The 15,870-nt window shown below is 64.0% G+C and carries 10 protein-coding genes; 6 read left to right on the forward strand and 4 right to left on the reverse strand.

Annotated elements, in window-relative coordinates:
- Positions 1 to 57: 57 nt before the first annotated feature.
- Together ACFE71_RS01845 and ACFE71_RS01850 are read right to left on the reverse strand one after the other, a co-directional pair.
- Positions 58 to 741, reverse strand: a complete 684-nt coding sequence (locus tag ACFE71_RS01845; protein WP_375427111.1) for a hypothetical protein — start codon at positions 739 to 741, stop codon at positions 58 to 60.
- A gap of 511 nt (positions 742 to 1,252) precedes the next feature.
- Complete coding sequence (locus ACFE71_RS01850; RefSeq protein WP_375427112.1) at positions 1,253 to 2,236, reverse strand: hypothetical protein; 984 nt, start codon at positions 2,234 to 2,236, stop codon at positions 1,253 to 1,255.
- Between the two features lie 553 nt (positions 2,237 to 2,789).
- On the opposite strand from ACFE71_RS01850, the gene ACFE71_RS01855 reads away from it, so the two are divergent.
- From ACFE71_RS01855 to ACFE71_RS01865, 3 genes are all read left to right on the forward strand, one after another.
- Positions 2,790 to 6,539: a calcium-binding protein gene (locus ACFE71_RS01855; RefSeq protein WP_375427113.1), complete on the forward strand. Its 3,750-nt coding sequence runs from the start codon at positions 2,790 to 2,792 to the stop codon at positions 6,537 to 6,539.
- A gap of 490 nt (positions 6,540 to 7,029) precedes the next feature.
- Complete coding sequence (locus tag ACFE71_RS01860) at positions 7,030 to 7,869, forward strand: DUF4394 domain-containing protein (RefSeq protein WP_375427114.1); 840 nt, start codon at positions 7,030 to 7,032, stop codon at positions 7,867 to 7,869.
- 266 nt (positions 7,870 to 8,135) lie between these two features.
- Positions 8,136 to 9,659, forward strand: a complete 1,524-nt coding sequence (locus tag ACFE71_RS01865; protein WP_375427115.1) for an O-antigen ligase family protein — start codon at positions 8,136 to 8,138, stop codon at positions 9,657 to 9,659.
- Between the two features lie 88 nt (positions 9,660 to 9,747).
- On the opposite strand, the gene ACFE71_RS01870 is transcribed toward ACFE71_RS01865, so the two are convergent.
- Positions 9,748 to 11,148, reverse strand: coding sequence for an SGNH/GDSL hydrolase family protein (locus ACFE71_RS01870; RefSeq protein WP_375427116.1), 1,401 nt, complete (start codon positions 11,146 to 11,148; stop codon positions 9,748 to 9,750).
- 444 nt (positions 11,149 to 11,592) lie between these two features.
- Here ACFE71_RS01870 and ACFE71_RS01875 point away from each other — a divergent pair, with 444 nt between their 5' ends.
- Positions 11,593 to 11,862, forward strand: coding sequence for a hypothetical protein (locus ACFE71_RS01875; protein WP_375427117.1), 270 nt, complete (start codon positions 11,593 to 11,595; stop codon positions 11,860 to 11,862).
- Entirely contained in the window at positions 11,862 to 13,199 is a 1,338-nt protein-coding gene (locus ACFE71_RS01880) for a hypothetical protein (protein WP_375427118.1), read from the forward strand. Before ACFE71_RS01875 ends, ACFE71_RS01880 begins: the two co-directional genes overlap by 1 nt.
- An 18-nt stretch (positions 13,200 to 13,217) precedes the next feature.
- Here the strand turns inward: ACFE71_RS01880 and ACFE71_RS01885 are convergent, their stop codons facing one another.
- The gene (locus tag ACFE71_RS01885) at positions 13,218 to 14,729 is read right to left on the reverse strand and encodes an oligosaccharide flippase family protein (protein WP_375427119.1); all 1,512 of its coding nucleotides are present in this window, start codon (positions 14,727 to 14,729) and stop codon (positions 13,218 to 13,220) included.
- Positions 14,730 to 14,996: 267 nt separating this feature from the next.
- Between ACFE71_RS01885 and ACFE71_RS01890 the strand changes: the two genes are divergently transcribed.
- Positions 14,997 to 15,788, forward strand: coding sequence for a hypothetical protein (locus ACFE71_RS01890; RefSeq protein WP_375427120.1), 792 nt, complete (start codon positions 14,997 to 14,999; stop codon positions 15,786 to 15,788).
- The last annotated feature ends 82 nt before the right edge of the window (positions 15,789 to 15,870 follow it).

Consider the following 15,870-nt stretch of genomic DNA (forward strand, 5'->3'; position numbering starts at 1 on the left):
ATCTTGGGGGAGCTACTCGCGTCGAAAATCGCACCGTGTCAACGACGGGGCAGGCCGTCAGCGCCATTTCTGCGCGACTCGGAGCATCCAGCCAATCCGCGAGGTCGCGGCGGCGCGCACCAGGCTAGCTCCGGACAGGAACACCTCTGTGGCCGTGGTCTGTATCCAGCGCGATCGAAACGCCCGGGCGTATTTGCGCGCGAACGCGTCGGCACCTGTCCGGAAATCGGCATCGATTGTACCGCCGCTGAGATGGCGCAGGTGGAAGTCGATCACATAGCAACGATGGCCCATCACATCGGCCATGACGCATATGTCTGATCCATACATGTGGTAGCCCGTCAGATCGCGCGAGAGGCAAAGGTTGGCGCTGCGCCGGACGACGATGAAGTTCTCGTCCAGCGCGTACACGCGCTGCGGCAGGTTGCCGATCGTGCGGTCGTCCCCGTGGGGATCCGACATCCGCATGACGGTGTCGCCGATCATCACCCCGCCGGCGTTGCCGCACGCCGCCCAGGCGGGGTCGAGCGCATCCAACCCTTTCAGCCGGTCCTCCAGAGCGCGGCGATCATCGAAGCACAGCTCGACGTCCTGATGCGTCAGGACGATGTGCTCGCCCCGCGCCTCCACCAGAAACGCGTTGTAACCACTGAACGCATCATAGATGTTGCCGCGTGAATTATCGATGCACAGGAATTCGCAATCGTCGCCGAAGCCCGCGTCCCGATAGGACCGTACCATGCGCGCATATTGGTCAGGCCGCGTCATCAACGTACAGACCGAGAATGAGTATCGCGGAGGCGTATATGGGTGCAGAACCCTCACGTTCGCGGGAATATGCTCGACGTCATGCATGATTTTGACGGCTTCACGATTCTGAGATCAGGTTGGTTGCCGAACCTTAGATGAGCGGACGTCCAAGGATCAATCCCCGCATCGCGCGCACCGGTCGCGGGCTGGAGTGACGGCGTATCTCGTCATGGTAGAACGCCGATCCCTACGCCACAGGCGGCCGGCCGACGAAGAAACGCACTATCCGCTGGCCTGGGTCGGGGCGGCCGAGTTCATCATAGCAGGGTCGCCCTGCAATTCGGGAAGGCAGGTCGCCCCTCGATCATCCGATGATCATACACAACTTACCCGGCCGTCATAGTAAAAGGCTATTAAAACGACCTTTGCAAAGTAACACATCTCAACATTTCTGAAGAGATAGATTATCTTAATTCGCTGAATAGGTCTCAATCTCATCGCCTTATAGATTGATTGTCAATCCAGGAAAGTCTCTTTTCAATCGCCTGCTATCATGAGTTCCGCGCGCAAGTTGTAATCTCGCTATCTCCCGCCAGATATTCGCATGTGTAGGGTTTTCAGTCGCCAACGCCGTTCTGTATGCGATGAACGCGAAGCGGTAATCTCCGTCCCAGCCAAACAATCGACTTCGGACGGCGGCGTTGATTTTATCAATGACGCGTTTCGGCGGTAGTCCGATCTTGATCGGTGTTTCAACTAACCGACTCAGATTTTCTTCCGTAAATTGTGGACACATTTCGTCGATCATGGCGTGCATGAATAGCCTTTCATGTACCGGCCAATAATGATGGACCAAATCGGGAACTACGGTAAGTATTGTGTTCTTGGCCAATGCACAAGTCACAGCGAATTGCTCGATGTTGAATACGGGTTCGATGTCATGCATGGCGAACATCAAATCGCTCGCCTCTTTAATGGCATAAGCGTCAGCTTGATCGACTCCAATCACGCCGGAGTTTTTCATAGGCGAGTTCGGATTGATTTCAAAGTCCAACAAATCCGGTGGACACGTATTCAGCAACGAGCTCCAAAAATCCAGTTCTCCAATGGGTCGATCATCGGCCTGCATCACGGAACAGCCAGGCTTTACGCGCTCAAACAATTCGTCAGGATGCTTCATGAAGATGGTATCGGTATCGATGAGCGCGACCGGCCCGTCGGAGTTCTCGAGCATCATCGTCAACGCGCCTACTTTAGCAGCATGATTGTAGCTGCCGCGCCTCGTCCAATTGGCGAATTGCGACGGCTCGATAATTCTACATTCAATGGGAAGGTCTGATCGTACGCTTTCGCGATCACAAATTAGAACGATCTGAACTTTACTGGGTTGTTTTTGAAGGTGTCGCAGTAGAGACGCGATACTCAGTGTTAATTCGAGCTGATATTCGCGGCGATTGCCATAGAGAAGATATGCGAGCGTTTTCATTGATCGTATCCCGTCCGGCGGTGACAGCTTGGTGTGTTGGGGCGTTATTCACAATAACACCTCACCCCGGCTGACTCTTGCGCGGATTCGATTGAACGACCACCCACGCCTCGTCCGATGACCTGAGCAGCGCCATTGCCTGGCTCGACCAAACCCGCCGCGCGTTTCTGAACCAGAAAACAAAGCCCGTCACAAGACGCTGATCGGGTTCGAGCTCCAAGCGAACGAACAAGGCGCTATCGGGCATGATGGGGGCCGCGATCGCCAGCTGGAACCTTCGCTATCGAGGAAATCTCCGGTGCCATTCGCCCCCGACGACAGCTCCGACGATGCACTCGCCGCCAGCGTTCATCGTCACGGCGCAAAACACTGGACACCACATTAACCATGCTTGTGACGACCGCTGAAAGCGTCGGCTGCGTATTGATGCCTCAGGGAATAAGGGGGAATCTCAATGACTGGTACTAGCCTTGTGGGTATGAATCTGGCCGGCAACACGTATTACAGTACGCAGTTTCCGTTCATCGACCGAATGAAAAGCGCCGGATCGTGGATGGCGCTTGGCGTCGACGGATCGTTAATCAAGGTGGACAAGAACGGGTACCCGACGGGCATCCCGGCGGGAGCCGACCACATATACACGATGGTCGGCATGGATACCGCGTCGGCGGGCACCAGCAAGGTTTATGTCCTGACCTATACCGGCAAGGCGAATTTCGAGATGCTCGGCGGCAGGGTGCTGTCCCGCGAGCCGGGCAAGATCACCTTCGAATATGTCAGCGACAGCAACATGATGCCGTTGAAGGTGAGCGGCCTCGACGCCGGCTCTCCCCTGAGCGCCCTCCACATCGTCCGGGGCGACCAGCAGGAACTGTTCGCCGCGGGGGAAATCTTCAATCCCGCGCTCATCGAGAAGCTCGGTTTGTTCGATACCCTTCGTTACATGGACTGGATCAACACCAATGCCACCACGGTCAAGGACTGGTCCGACCGGACGGAGACGACCGACTTGTCGTGGTCGGCCAACCAGGGGAGCATGCCCATCGAGGTAATGGTCGCGCTCGCCAACCAGACCATGACCAACATGTGGCTGAACGTGCCCACCATGGCGACCGACGACTATGTCCGCCAGATGATGGGGTATGTGCGCGACAATCTGGACCCGTCGCTGTCCGTCAGCCTGGAATACTCCAACGAAGTCTGGAATTGGGGTTTCCAGCAATCACAGTATGCTCACCAGGAAGCGGCCAAGCTGTGGGGCAAGGACGCGAACGGCGACGGCGTCGTCAACCCGACCGACCCCGCCGAGCAGCTCGGCAGCGGGTGGGTCGAGTTCTACGGGTACCGCGCCGCTCAGATCGCCAACATCGCCAACCAGATCTTTGGTGACGACGCCGGCCGCGTCAACAATGTCCTTGGCACGCAGACCGGCTATCTGGGCATCGAAAACTACATATTCGCCGGTGTCGCCCGCGCCAACCTCGGCACCGCCTCGGCGCTCTTCGACGATTACGCGGTCACGACCTATTTCGGCGGCAACTTCAGCAATGGCGACGATGTCGATCGCAAGACCGTTCTCGCCTGGGCGCGTTCGGGCGACGCGGGCATGGCCGCGGCGTTCGCGGCGTTGAAGGACGGGACCGGCCTTTCCGGCGGCGGATCGCTTGCCGGTTCCAGATCGCTGTACGCCTATCAGGCGGCGGTCGCGGCCAAGCACGGGCTCGACCTCGTCGCCTATGAGGGCGGGGTGGACCTGTTGGCGAGCGGCTACGGATCCCACGCCGATCAGCAGGAAGCGCTGGCGTTCTTCAAGCGCTTGCAGGCCGACCCGCGAATGGGTGAGCTGTACAAGCAGATGGTCGACGATTTCGGTGCCGCGGGCGGCGAGCTCGCCAACGCGTTCATCGATGCGCACCCCGACTCGGGTCAGAACATGTATGGCTCACTGAAGTCCATCTACGACACGGGCAGCCCGGCGTGGGACGCGCTGGTCGCGGCGCAAAAGGTGGCCGAGGCGAGCGCGCCCCCGGCACCGGTGCCGCCCGTCCCCGCGCCCGACATACCCGTGGCCGGACCGGATATCCCGCCGGTGTTGCCCGGCGATCCCGCGCCGGACGCGCCGGAAGTCCCGCCGATGTCGCTGCCCACCGGCCTGACCGATGAGGAAAGCTATGCCATGGCCGACGGCGAGCGCGCCGTGGCCTATGTCGGGAGCGACGCGTTCACCGCCGTCGGCAACGCGCTGGACAATACGATCTTCGCAGGCGACGCGGGCAGCAGCCTGCGCGGCGAGGCGGGGTCGGATGTCCTGATCGGCGGTGCCGGAGCGGACCGGCTCGATGGCGGCGTCGGCATCGACACATTGATCGGCGGCGACGGGGACGACGTCTACGTCGTCGAGAACGCGGGCGACGTGGTGGTGGAGAAGGCGAACGGCGGCGCCGACGAGGTGCGCACGACGCTGACGGCCTACACGCTGGACGCCGATATCGAGAACCTCACCTATACCGGCGCGGCGGCGTTCACCGGCACCGGCAACGCGGCGGCCAACGTGCTGACCGGCGGTGACGGCGGCGCTCGCCTCTCCGGCGGCGCGGGCGACGACCGGCTGAACGGCGGCGGCGGGGCCGACCTGCTCGACGGCGGCATCGGCGACGATGTCGCGGCGGGCGGCGCGGGAGACGACGTCTACGTCGTCGACTCGGCGGGCGATCGGGTGATCGAGGCCGTGGGCGGCGGCATGGACGAGGTCCGCACCGCGCTTGCGAGCCATACGCTCTCCGATCACGTCGAGAAGCTCGCCTATACCGGTGCCGGCGCCTTTTCGGGGACGGGCAACGACCAGGCGAACGCGATCATCGGCGGTGCCGGATCGGACCGAATCTTCGGCCGCGGCGGCGACGACCGGATCGAAGGCGGGGCCGGCGACGACCTGCTCGACGGCGGCGTGGGCGACGACGTGATGACCGGCGGCCTGGGCGACGACGTGTATGTGGTCGACTCGACCGCCGACCGCATCGTCGAATCGGCGGGCCAGGGCACGGACGAGGTTCGGACGACGGCCGCCGCCTATACCCTGAGCGACGACCTGGAGAAGCTGACCCATACCGGCACCGGTGCGTTCACCGGAACGGGCAACAAGTCCGACAACGTCCTCACGGGCGGTTCGGGCGCGAACCGGTTGCTCGGCGGCGAGGGTGCCGACCTGCTGAACGGCGGCGGCGGCGGCGACCATCTCGATGGCGGCGCGGGCGTCGATCGCATGGTCGGCGGCGGCGGGGACGACGTCTATGTCGTCGACGGCCACCGCGATGCGGTCATCGAGGAGCGGGGCGGCGGCACGGACGAGATCCGGACCACGCTGAGCACGTTCGTCCTGTCCGGCGAGGTCGAGAATCTCACCTTCGTCGGGACGGGCGGTTTTCAAGGCATGGGCAATGCGCTGGACAACATCCTGGTCGGCGGGTCCGGACAGAACCGGTTGCTGGGCGGCGCGGGCAAGGACCAGCTGATCGGCGGCGACCTGGCGGACACTCTGGACGGCGGCATGGGCGCGGACCGCATGGCGGGCGGCGGCGGCAACGACGTCTACTTCGTCGATGGGGCCGACGACGTCGTGGTCGAAGTCGGGAATGCCGGGCTCGACACGGTATACAGCACGGCGAGCTACACCCTATCGGCCAACGTCGAGAACCTGCTCCTGTCCGGCGGTCGCGCGATCGACGGGACGGGCAACGACCTCGCCAACAAACTGGTCGGCAACGGCGGGGCCAACCGGCTGATCGGCGGCGGCGGCAACGACAATCTTGTCGGAGGCGGCGGCAACGACCTGCTCGAGGGCGGTGACGGCGACGACACGATGGTCGGCGACGACGGTGAGGACACGTTGCGCGGCGGGGCGTCGAACGACGTGCTGGTCGGTGGCGCGGGCGACGACGTGCTGGTCGGGGGCGCGGGCGCGGATATGCTGACCGGAAACGCGGGCGCCGACCGCTTCGTCTTCGGGCCGGGCGATCTGGAGGCCGATCCGTCCAAGACCGATCGGATCCTCGACTTCTCCCGCCTGGAGAACGACAAGATCGATGTCTCGGCCTTCGACGCCAACAGCAGGACCGGCGAGCTGGACGCCTTCTCCTTCATCGGCTCGGCGGCTTTCAGCAACCGCGCGGGGGAACTGCGTATCGACACCAGCGGCACCTACCAGGTGGTGTCGGGCGACCTGAACGGCGACGGCATCGCCGACTTCACGATCAACGTGTCGAAGGGCGCCGGCGCGCTGATCGCCGCCGACTTCCTGCTTTAATGCAGGGCGGCCGGGGGAGCCTCGCTCCTCCGGCCTGATCCGCGCTGCCGCCGCCGCCGATAGGTCGGCGGCGTCAGGCGTTGGAGTGCTTCGCGCCGCTTGTCGTTCCGCCACCCGAACGGACTACCATCCACCACCGGCGTCGCGCTCCGGACGGAAGTCGCCGCTTCACCGCGTCGTGTGGATGCCCCGACGTCGAACCGGCGACCTAGCGGAAACAATGGGCTCGAGAGCGCATCGCCGGACGCGTGCTGATTGTTTGCCGGGTGATATCTTGGCATTTTTGTCTCGCAGCGGGACGGCTACTTAGATCAGGTAAATGCTATAACGGTATGTAAAGTGGCGACTTTGAAAGCCGTGCCCGATCAGTGACCGTTCAACTATACGAAACCTTAATAATAATTCCGTGTCTCGCGAAGCCAAAGGGCCCGGCACACCGTATCATCGATGCGGGACATACTCGCCACGGTTCAGGATCGGGAGACACGAAATGAAGAAAAAGGTAATGCTGTTCGCCGCGATGGTTGGGGTCACGGCGGCCTCGTCCGGACAGGCCGCGACCATCTTCGGCGTCGATGGCCTGAACAACCTCGTCACCTTCGACAGCGCGGCGCCGTCGACGTTCACGTCGTCGGTGAGGATCACTGGGATCGCCGACAGCGTCCAGGGGATCGATTTCCGGCCGCTCAACGGCGTCCTGTACGCGCTTGGCGGCGACCGGGTGATCTACACGATCAACACGGCGAACGGCGCGGCGACCGCGCTGGGCGGTCCGCTCGCGATCGAGGGGACGCTGTTCGGGTTCGATTTTAACCCGGTCGCCGATGCGATCCGCATCGTCAGCAACACCAACCAGAATTACCGCGCGAGCCCGAACACGGGTGCGCTGCTCGGGACGGACACCAACGTCTTCTATTCCGGGTCGATGCAGGACCCCGATATTACGGCCAACGCGTATGTCAGCGGATCGACGACGCAATTCGCGATCGACACGGCTGCGGACACTTTGGTCAACCAGGCGAACAATCTCGGTACACTAACGACGGTCGGCTCGCTGGGGGTCGATGTCGGCCCGCGGACCAGCTTCGATATCGTCGGACCCGACGCGTTCGTTTTCAACAATCGGACGCTGTACCGCGCCGACCTGGAGACAGGCGGCCTGACGTCGCTGGGCCGCACGACGGACGACCTGTTCGGCATCGCCATCGGCCTGCAGGGTGCGGTTCCGGAGCCCGCTTCCTGGGCCATGATGATCATCGGTTTCGGCGCGGTCGGAACCGCCTTGCGCCGCGGCAAGGGAAAGGCGGCGGGCAAGGTGAGCTTCGCCTGATCCTGAATGGCGATCGGATAATGAACCGCCGATCCGGTTGATCGGCGGTTCATGTTCCATATGGCACAATAAGTTCAAATAATCGGGCGTATTCCACGACCCATGATCTTGACGTGGCTCACGACCAAATTGCGGGGCAGCGCCGCCTGTCGCTCCTGTCGACTCCGAACGAATGAGTAACGGAGTCGCACTTTGTCCGGTGGACCTGATCGGTCGAGTGCGCCTATGACGCGTGAGGGCGGGTCTCGCGCCTGTAGAGGTCGCCGATGCTGTTCCTGCTGAAGACGCTATTTACTATCGTGGCGTTGATGGCGACCGGCCTCGTGTTGTTCCGCTATGCACTCGCGCCCGGATATCGCGGCATTGTGACGGGGAAGCTGGCCGTGCTGGCCTTCCTAACGCCGCTAGTCGCGCTGTTTTGCGGCAACGTATTTATTTTCTGCGCCTACCTTGCAGCCACTGTCGCATTGAATTCGCGGTCGCGAGCGGAGTTGGCCGCCACCTATGCATTCCTGTTGCCTTTAACGCCCATCCTGTCGGTCGAGGTGGGTTTCGCGGGCTTCTACCTCATCGGGGTCTCGGCCGTCGCCGGCATGGGTTTGGGCGCGCTGATGGGGTTTGCCGTAACCCGCGGCCGCAAGTCGCTGGCGCAGCCGCGTTTCGACGTTGCTATGCTGCTGCTTATCGGTTTGTTCGTCTTCATTTATAACCGCGATACGAGCGTCACAGCCGTGCTTCGCGGATTGGCGGTGAACGTGATCGGCTTCGCTGGGCCGTACCTGCTCGTTTCGCGCGGTTTGGAAGCGCGGGAGGACGTCGTGCGTTTGCTGTTACGACTTGCGCTCGGCGCAGTCGTGACAGCTGTCACCGCCTGTTTCCAGGCCGTCAAGCATTGGACCGTGTTCGAGGCCTACTATCAGACGTTGAATGTACCCTTCCCGTTCCTCAGCTGGAACGTCGCGATGCGCGCGGGTTTCCTGCGTACCGGCGGGTCCATGCTGGATTACAGCTCGGCCGGGCTGTTTTTCGCCAGCATCCTGGCATTGATGCCGATGTTGCGGATCCATTTCCGAACCGTCGGTTTCTGGGCCGTGACGGCGGTCCTGGCCGGGGGCCTGTTCGCCACTCAATCGCGCGGTGCGTGGGTCGCGGCCGTCGTCGGCCTGCTGTTCGTCGCGGCATATCGTGGTCTCTGGGGACGGGCCGCGCTTCTTGCTGGTACCGTGGCGGTTGCGGGAGCGGCGGTCACGCTGGTCGCCCCGTCCGGGAGGCTCGCCTCAATGGTGGGAACGACGGGGGAAGCGAGCGGAACCGCGACGTACCGGCAGCAGCTGCTGTCGCAGGGTATGGATCAAGTCCGGGCCAATCCGTTGCTGGGCCAATCACCCGATCACCTGATCGGCAACCTTCCCGACCTGGTTCAGGGTCAGCACATCGTCGATTTCGTGAACGCGCACCTGTATGTCGCGATGACGGCCGGCGTGCCGCTCTTTCTCGTCTGGTGTTATATCTGGCTGGGTCCCGTCGTGGAGGCGTGGCGTCGACGATCGCGACGATTCAATGGCGGTGATCTGATGGAGGCACCGGCGGCGATCATCGTGCCGGTCATGGTAGCGCTCGTCGCCACGTCCATTATAGACCGAAACCTGATTTGGCCGACAATCGCGCTGGGCCTTGCCGGGCCGTGCGTGGCCTTGACCCGCAAGCGAGCCGTTCCGAAAGGCGCGCCGCAAACGTCGATCGCGTCCGGATCGGTCATTCGTCCGCAAGAAGCTGTGATGACCGCCTGAGCGCCCAGAGCACGGGGGTCGATGATGGACGTGGTCCACCAGCCATCCCCGACATCGACCGGCAGAATGTCGCACGGCCACCCGACAGTTAGCGTCCGTCGGCGTTTAAGGGAGGCCGATAAACGCGGAGTTCGCGCGTTGCGGCGGCCGCCGCCGGACTCAAGCGCAGGTCGAGCGTGTGTCGCCCGTTCACCAAGCCGGTCGCAACCACGAAGCGCACCTCTTCCCTGCCCCGAGCGAGCGGCACCGGCCGTTGCTCGAAGCAAACGAAGCGTCGCTCCCATCCCACCTTGAAGTTCTCGGGCGTGCGTACGCCCTTAAATTCGAATGCAGCGGGCACGACCCAGTCCGAAGCGTCGATGCGGACGCGCCCGGAAGGCGAGACGAAGTCCCGATCCGAGTCGCCGTCGCCGTCAGGCCCGGTCGCCGCACCCGCTAAGTTGAAATGAAAACGATCCTGTCTTGGGCTGATCCCGGTGAGCGTCGCGGTCCAGCGTTCCGCGCGGTGCAGGCCGGGATCAATGCGGACCTGGCGAATAGCGGGCCAGGTCGGCACGCCCGGCAGAACCGTTGTCCGGCTGGTCTGCCAACAGCCGTCGATATCGGCGGGGTTCTTGCCGTCGATGGTCGCCGCCACCCCGGTTCCCAACGCCGCCGCGGCGATCAACTCGACGCGGTTGCCCGTGAAGGTGTATCGTCGTGTCCGACCCGCAGGTGGGGCGGCGAGCGTTCGCACCATGTTCGTGCCTTCGCCGCGCCAGGAAGCTGCTTGCGCGTCGAACCATCTCGTGAAAATGGCGGCGGCCAGACGCCAGCCCGCGTCGTTGGGGTGGATGTCGTCTTCCAATAGCGCCTTGGGCGGCAAACGCGTGCGTCGGAGATACGCGCCCCACCAGCGACGCCGCGGTTCGATCGCCAAGCCGTACTTGCGGGCCAGCGCCGGGATGACGACGCCGGACATATGATCCTCCCAGTTCCGTTGACGATACCAGAGCCGGCCCTTGCAGCCGGGGGGCGGCGTCAGTGTCAGATGCAGCCCTTCGCGACAGATCGGTTCGGCCGGAAGGACGATATGATCCGTCTCGACGATGATCTCGGCCGCCGTGATCGACCGCATCAGGCGGACGATCCGTTCATATGCTTTGTCGTTGCCGTAAGCATGAAAGACGATCAGATCGGGATAGAATTCCGCTACGTCGCGCCCTGCGGTCCGCTCGAGCAGTTTGGCGGAGAACCCGCCTATGGCCATGTTGCGGGCGACGAAGCGTGTGTCGGGATATCTCCTTGCGAGGTGCGCGACCGCGCGATCCGTCCATTTGGTCGAGGTAATCGACTGCCCGTAAAAAAGAAGTTTCAGCACTTTAGGGTCGGACGGGGTGGCGGTGCGGACGATGTCGAGCGTGCGCGCGAGCCGACCGGCGGGCGGACCAGTTGGATTACGGCTTGCCTTATCCTGCGAACAAGCAGCGAGCGGCAAGCTCAATGCCACGATAACCATGCTTCGCATGATGGATAGACCGCTGAACAAGGACATCTATGCGATCATGATCGGCGTCGGGCTTTCAGTTCGGCCGGCGGGCTGCGACCCAGAAGGGAGCCGAAGCACGTATTTGGGCTCGGTGCTTGCTTAAGACGCCGAGCTTCGTTCCGAAAGTGCAGCGGGGGAAGGTTACTCGGAATATGACGACATGCTCAGGCGGGCGCGCGCGGTGATCGTCCGATCATGATGTTCAACATGTAAGTCAACGACTCGATGAGTTGGGGTAAGCGGTCGGCCCGAAAGCCCCGCACCGCACACGGACATCGTATACGGTGGCAGGCCGATAACCGAAATGAGCCGCGAAAATACCGCTGTCCTACAAGAATATCGGAACATAGGTGAAACATCCACCGAGTCGGCCGTGGTGGCCGACCGGCCGGAGGACAAGCAGCCATGCCCATCGACAGCTTCGAATTCAGCGCGGATCATCCCGCCGGTCCGTCGCGCGCGCCGTTCGCCGTCGCACCGCACGACGTCGACCCCCTGCCGATCCTGCCCAAGGCCCTGTATGTCGGGACGGCGGGCGACGTGACGTTGCGCGGCGTCGCGGCGAGCGCCGATGTCGTGTTCCGCAACTGCGCCGCGGGCCAGATACTGGACGTGCGCGCCAGCCACGTACGCGCGACCGGGACGACCGCCGCCGACATCGTGGCGCTCGGTTGATGGCGTTCGGGTTCCAGCTGCGGTCGGCCGCGCGACGCATGCGTCGCGGCGGTCCGCCGGGCGCGACGGTCGTCGGCCTGCCCGCGACCGCTTTCATCGTGGCCCGCTGGTCGGCCGATACGATCCCGGCGCAGGCCGACGATACGCCGCTGACGACCTGGACCGACTCGGTGCGGGGCATCGCGGCGGTGCAGGCGACCGCGGCGGCGCGGCCTGGATACCGGACGGGCGGCGCGGGCGGAAAGCCGTTCGTCCTGTTCGACGGCGACCAGTTGCTCGACGCGGGCGCGGACAACGCGGTCGCCGCCGCCTGCCGGAGCGGATCGAGCACGGTGCTGGTGGTCTGCCGGAACGTGCGCCCGACCGGTTTCGGCTTCCTGTTCACCGCGACGCCGAGCACCGGCTACAACCTGTTTCATAATGGCTCGGAGGCCGGGTTCTTCGGGCAGGGGCTCCAGCGCGCGCCCTATTCGGGCATGGGGCTGACCACCCTGTGCTATAGCGCCGGGGCACCCGACGCGTCGCTTGGTCGGGCGTACATCAACGGCACCTGCCTCCGGGCGGAGGGCAAGGTGAACGGCGCGCCGGGCGACCGCGTCGCGATTGGCGGCAGCCCGGCGCTGGGCTTCGTCGGCGCCAAGGCCGAGATCTACGAGGTGATCGTCTGGGATCGCGCGCTGACCGCGGCCGAGGTGATGCAGGCGGAACGGAGCCTGCGCGACAAATACGGAGCGGCTTATTCGTGGGCGGGCGGGGCGTTCCGCGTGTTCCACGGCGACAGCTTGACCAACGGCACCGACAGCACCGGCGCGCTGAGATCCTATCCGGCGCGGGTGGCGGCGCTGAACGGTTGGCCGATCGGCAGCTGGACCAACCTCGGCCATGGCGGGCAGAGCATGGCCGGGCTGCAGGTGGAGGCGCTCGTCGATATCGACCCGATGGTGCCGCTCCTGGGATCGACGCCGCTTCACCTCGCCGCCTGGGAATGGTTCAATCAGCGTGGGGCATCCGATCCGCAGGACGCGACGATCGGCTACTTCCGGGCGCGACGGGCGGCGGGCGTCTCCAGATTGGTCCTGGCCACCAGCACCGACGCCACGGACGGCGTCGAGAACGCGGACATGCTGGCCAAGCGGGCGGCATATGACGCTTTCTTCGACGCCGAATGGCGGACCTACGCCGACGCGTACGTGCCGCTTCATGCCGATGGCCGGATCGGCCTGGAGGGCGCGTGCCCGGCGACCGCGCCGTATGGCCCCTATTTCAGCGACGGCATACACCTGACCGACGCGGGGTACGACGCGATCGCCGGACTGGTCGCGCCCGAGATGGCGTAACAGGGGCGGGGGAGGGCGCTAGTGCGTCGCCGTGGGCTCGGGCCCATGCCGGGACGTGCCGAGCTCCTCCTCCGCGACTTCGCGCAGCGTGCTCGGCGCGGGCTCGGCCGGCAGCGAGGGCAGGCCGCGACGACGGAACACGAGCATCATCGCCGTGCCGGCCAAGATCACGACCGTCGCTCCTTCGGCCAACAACGCCAGGGTGCTCGTTCGGGGCAAGGGGGCGAAATACAGCAGCGCGGCCGCTAGGATGAGGCCGGACATGAGAAGAAGGTCCAGCCCCGCCCGAAGATACCCGCGTCGCACGCAGACCGAAAGCATGAAGAGATGCCCGACGACCGCGCCGAACGCGACCGCCAGGGTATAGCTGAACGCATCCCCGCCAAGCGCGACCACGACCGCCGCCGCGATTACGAACGCGACCAGTTTGACGACCACGGCCCATACCTCGAATTGCGGAACGCCTTCGACCAGCGGCATATGCCGCAAGCTCGATTCGGCGGTATCGAAGAAGATGCCGATCGCCAGGATCTGGGTGAATTGCGCCGCCGCGTGGTATCGTGGTTCGTACAAAAGCATGAAGAAGGTCGGCGAGATCGCCACCACCGTCAACGTCATCACGGCGGTGTAGAGGAGCATGGTCGTGCGGACGCGGAGCAATTGGGCGCGCGCGGCATCGTTCCCGCGAAGCAGCTGCACCGTGAGCGGATAGAAGACGCTGGCGCTCCAGCGCTGGGTGATTTGCGCCGGCATGGCGGCCAGCGCGGCCCCGATCCCGTATATTCCCAGCGTCGTCATGCCGAACAGGAATGGGAACAGCGGTTTGTCGACCTGTCCGCCCAGGAAGTACAACGTCGACGAGACCTGGATCCAACGCGCATACCGCCATTGATTCGCGATGTAGCGGCGATCGATCACGAAACGCGGCCGGTAGCCCGCGAGAAAGTGGCTGCCGATCGTGGAGAAGGCGGTGCCGGCCAGGGTGCCGATCACCAGCGACCAGACGGTCGGGCTGATGAAGGCGGCGATCAGGATCGACGCCACGATGCCGGCCATCCGCGAGCCGATCTCCAGCAGCGTGGATGGAAGCAGTCGCCGATGACCGAGCGCCAGCACCGGATAAAGGCTTTGCGCGCCCTGTAGGACCGGCATCAGCGCCAACGCGATCAGCGCGTCCCGCAGATTCGCGTCCTCATAGAGCCAGCCGATCGGCACCGCCGCCGCCAGCATGAGCAGGCCGACGAAAAAGCCGCGGAGGAGCTGCATCGTCCAGAGCTTGTGCTCGTTCTCCCTGCTCATCTCGCCCTCGCGCAACGCGATGACGGCGATGCCGACATCCGAGACCATCTGAAGGCCCGTGAGTATCAGCGAGGTGATCGCGATCAGCGCGAACGCGTCGGGCGCGAGCAGCCGGGCAAGCACGATGTTGCTTCCCATCCGCAATACGCTCTGCATCCCCGTGTTGGCGATGATCATCGCCGACGGATTGCGCAGCGCGCCGGCCCAGGTCGTCGCGGCCCGCGTTTTCAACGATGGGCGACCCGCGCCGGATCGGGCGTTCGCGCCCGAGCGGTGATTGCTTGTTCCGTCCGGCATCCGCGCCGCAATGTCGGCAACGGTCGTAAAGTCAAGTCGCGCCGGAGCGCGCGGTCGCCATCGTGCGATTCACCCCTCGAAGGTGCCCGCGCGATAGGTGACCGATCGGGTTCGACCCTTTGTCCCAACGACTCCCGATGCCGGTGGACATGGCCCATCACAGATGGCAGGTCCCATCGTGGTAACAATGGTGTCGTTCACATGCCGCCTCTCATCATCATATCCCACTACAATGCTTGGCCGACCGACCAGCTGGTGGCGTTGCTCGATCAAGTCGCGACCATCCCGGCCGGCGTCGCGTTCGACGTGTGCATCGTCGTCAATCAAGAGACGCCGCACTCTCTGGTGCTGCCGGAACGGCATGGGCATATCCCGATCCTCTATCGGGAGAACACCGGTTACAACATCGGTGCCTGGGATCATGGCTGGCGGCATAATCCGGGATACGAATGTTACCTATTCCTGCAGGAGGAGTGCAGGATCGCCAGATCGAACTGGCTCTCGGCGCATTATCGACTCGCGATGCAGCCGGCGATCGGCGTGGTCGGCGAGAGCATGCACTGGGCCGGCCGCAGCTGGGAGCGCCTGCATATCGAATATCGCGACGCGCCCTTCACGCAGAAGGTCGATGGTTCGAGCGTCCCGTATCCGGACGGCATCAGGGCGGGGCTGAAGGCCGCCGGACTCGCCGAGGGTCGGACCGGTGCGCATCTGCAATCGCTCGTGCTGTGCATGCGGCGATCCGTTCTGGAGGCGATCGGCGGGTTCCGGGTCGGCCGGACCTACGGGGAGGCGGTGGTCGCCGAGGTGCTGCTGACCAAACAGGTGGAAGCGCTCGATCTGAAAGCGCGCGAGGTCGGTCCGGGGTCGTTCCGGTACATCGTCCACCCGCAATGGGCCGACCGCGGAGGCGTGAAAAGGGCGATCGGGCGTGTCGTGCTGCGCAACCTGCCGCCCCGTCTTGCCGAGCGATTGCGGTCCGGCATCGGTTGACGGTCGCCTGTCGGGCGTGCGGCATGACCTATGGAAGCACTTTCATCGTAGCGCATCCATAGCCGACCCGCTTATCTATGGG

This window comes from uncultured Sphingomonas sp., from assembly GCF_964237155.1.
Classification (GTDB): Bacteria; Pseudomonadota; Alphaproteobacteria; order Sphingomonadales; family Sphingomonadaceae; genus Sphingomonas.

Bases quoted from the DNA above. Each gene is read 5' to 3' on its own strand.
- ACFE71_RS01845 (WP_375427111.1), bottom strand. From the start codon at position 741: ATGGTACGGTCCTATCGGGACGCGGGCTTCGGCGACGATTGCGAATTC.
- ACFE71_RS01850 (WP_375427112.1), bottom strand. From the start codon at position 2,236: ATGAAAACGCTCGCATATCTTCTCTATGGCAATCGCCGCGAATATCAG.
- ACFE71_RS01855 (WP_375427113.1), top strand. From the start codon at position 2,790: ATGGCGCTTGGCGTCGACGGATCGTTAATCAAGGTGGACAAGAACGGG.
- ACFE71_RS01860 (WP_375427114.1), top strand. From the start codon at position 7,030: ATGAAGAAAAAGGTAATGCTGTTCGCCGCGATGGTTGGGGTCACGGCG.
- ACFE71_RS01865 (WP_375427115.1), top strand. From the start codon at position 8,136: ATGCTGTTCCTGCTGAAGACGCTATTTACTATCGTGGCGTTGATGGCG.
- ACFE71_RS01875 (WP_375427117.1), top strand. From the start codon at position 11,593: ATGCCCATCGACAGCTTCGAATTCAGCGCGGATCATCCCGCCGGTCCG.
- ACFE71_RS01880 (WP_375427118.1), top strand. From the start codon at position 11,862: ATGGCGTTCGGGTTCCAGCTGCGGTCGGCCGCGCGACGCATGCGTCGC.
- ACFE71_RS01890 (WP_375427120.1), top strand. From the start codon at position 14,997: ATGCCGCCTCTCATCATCATATCCCACTACAATGCTTGGCCGACCGAC.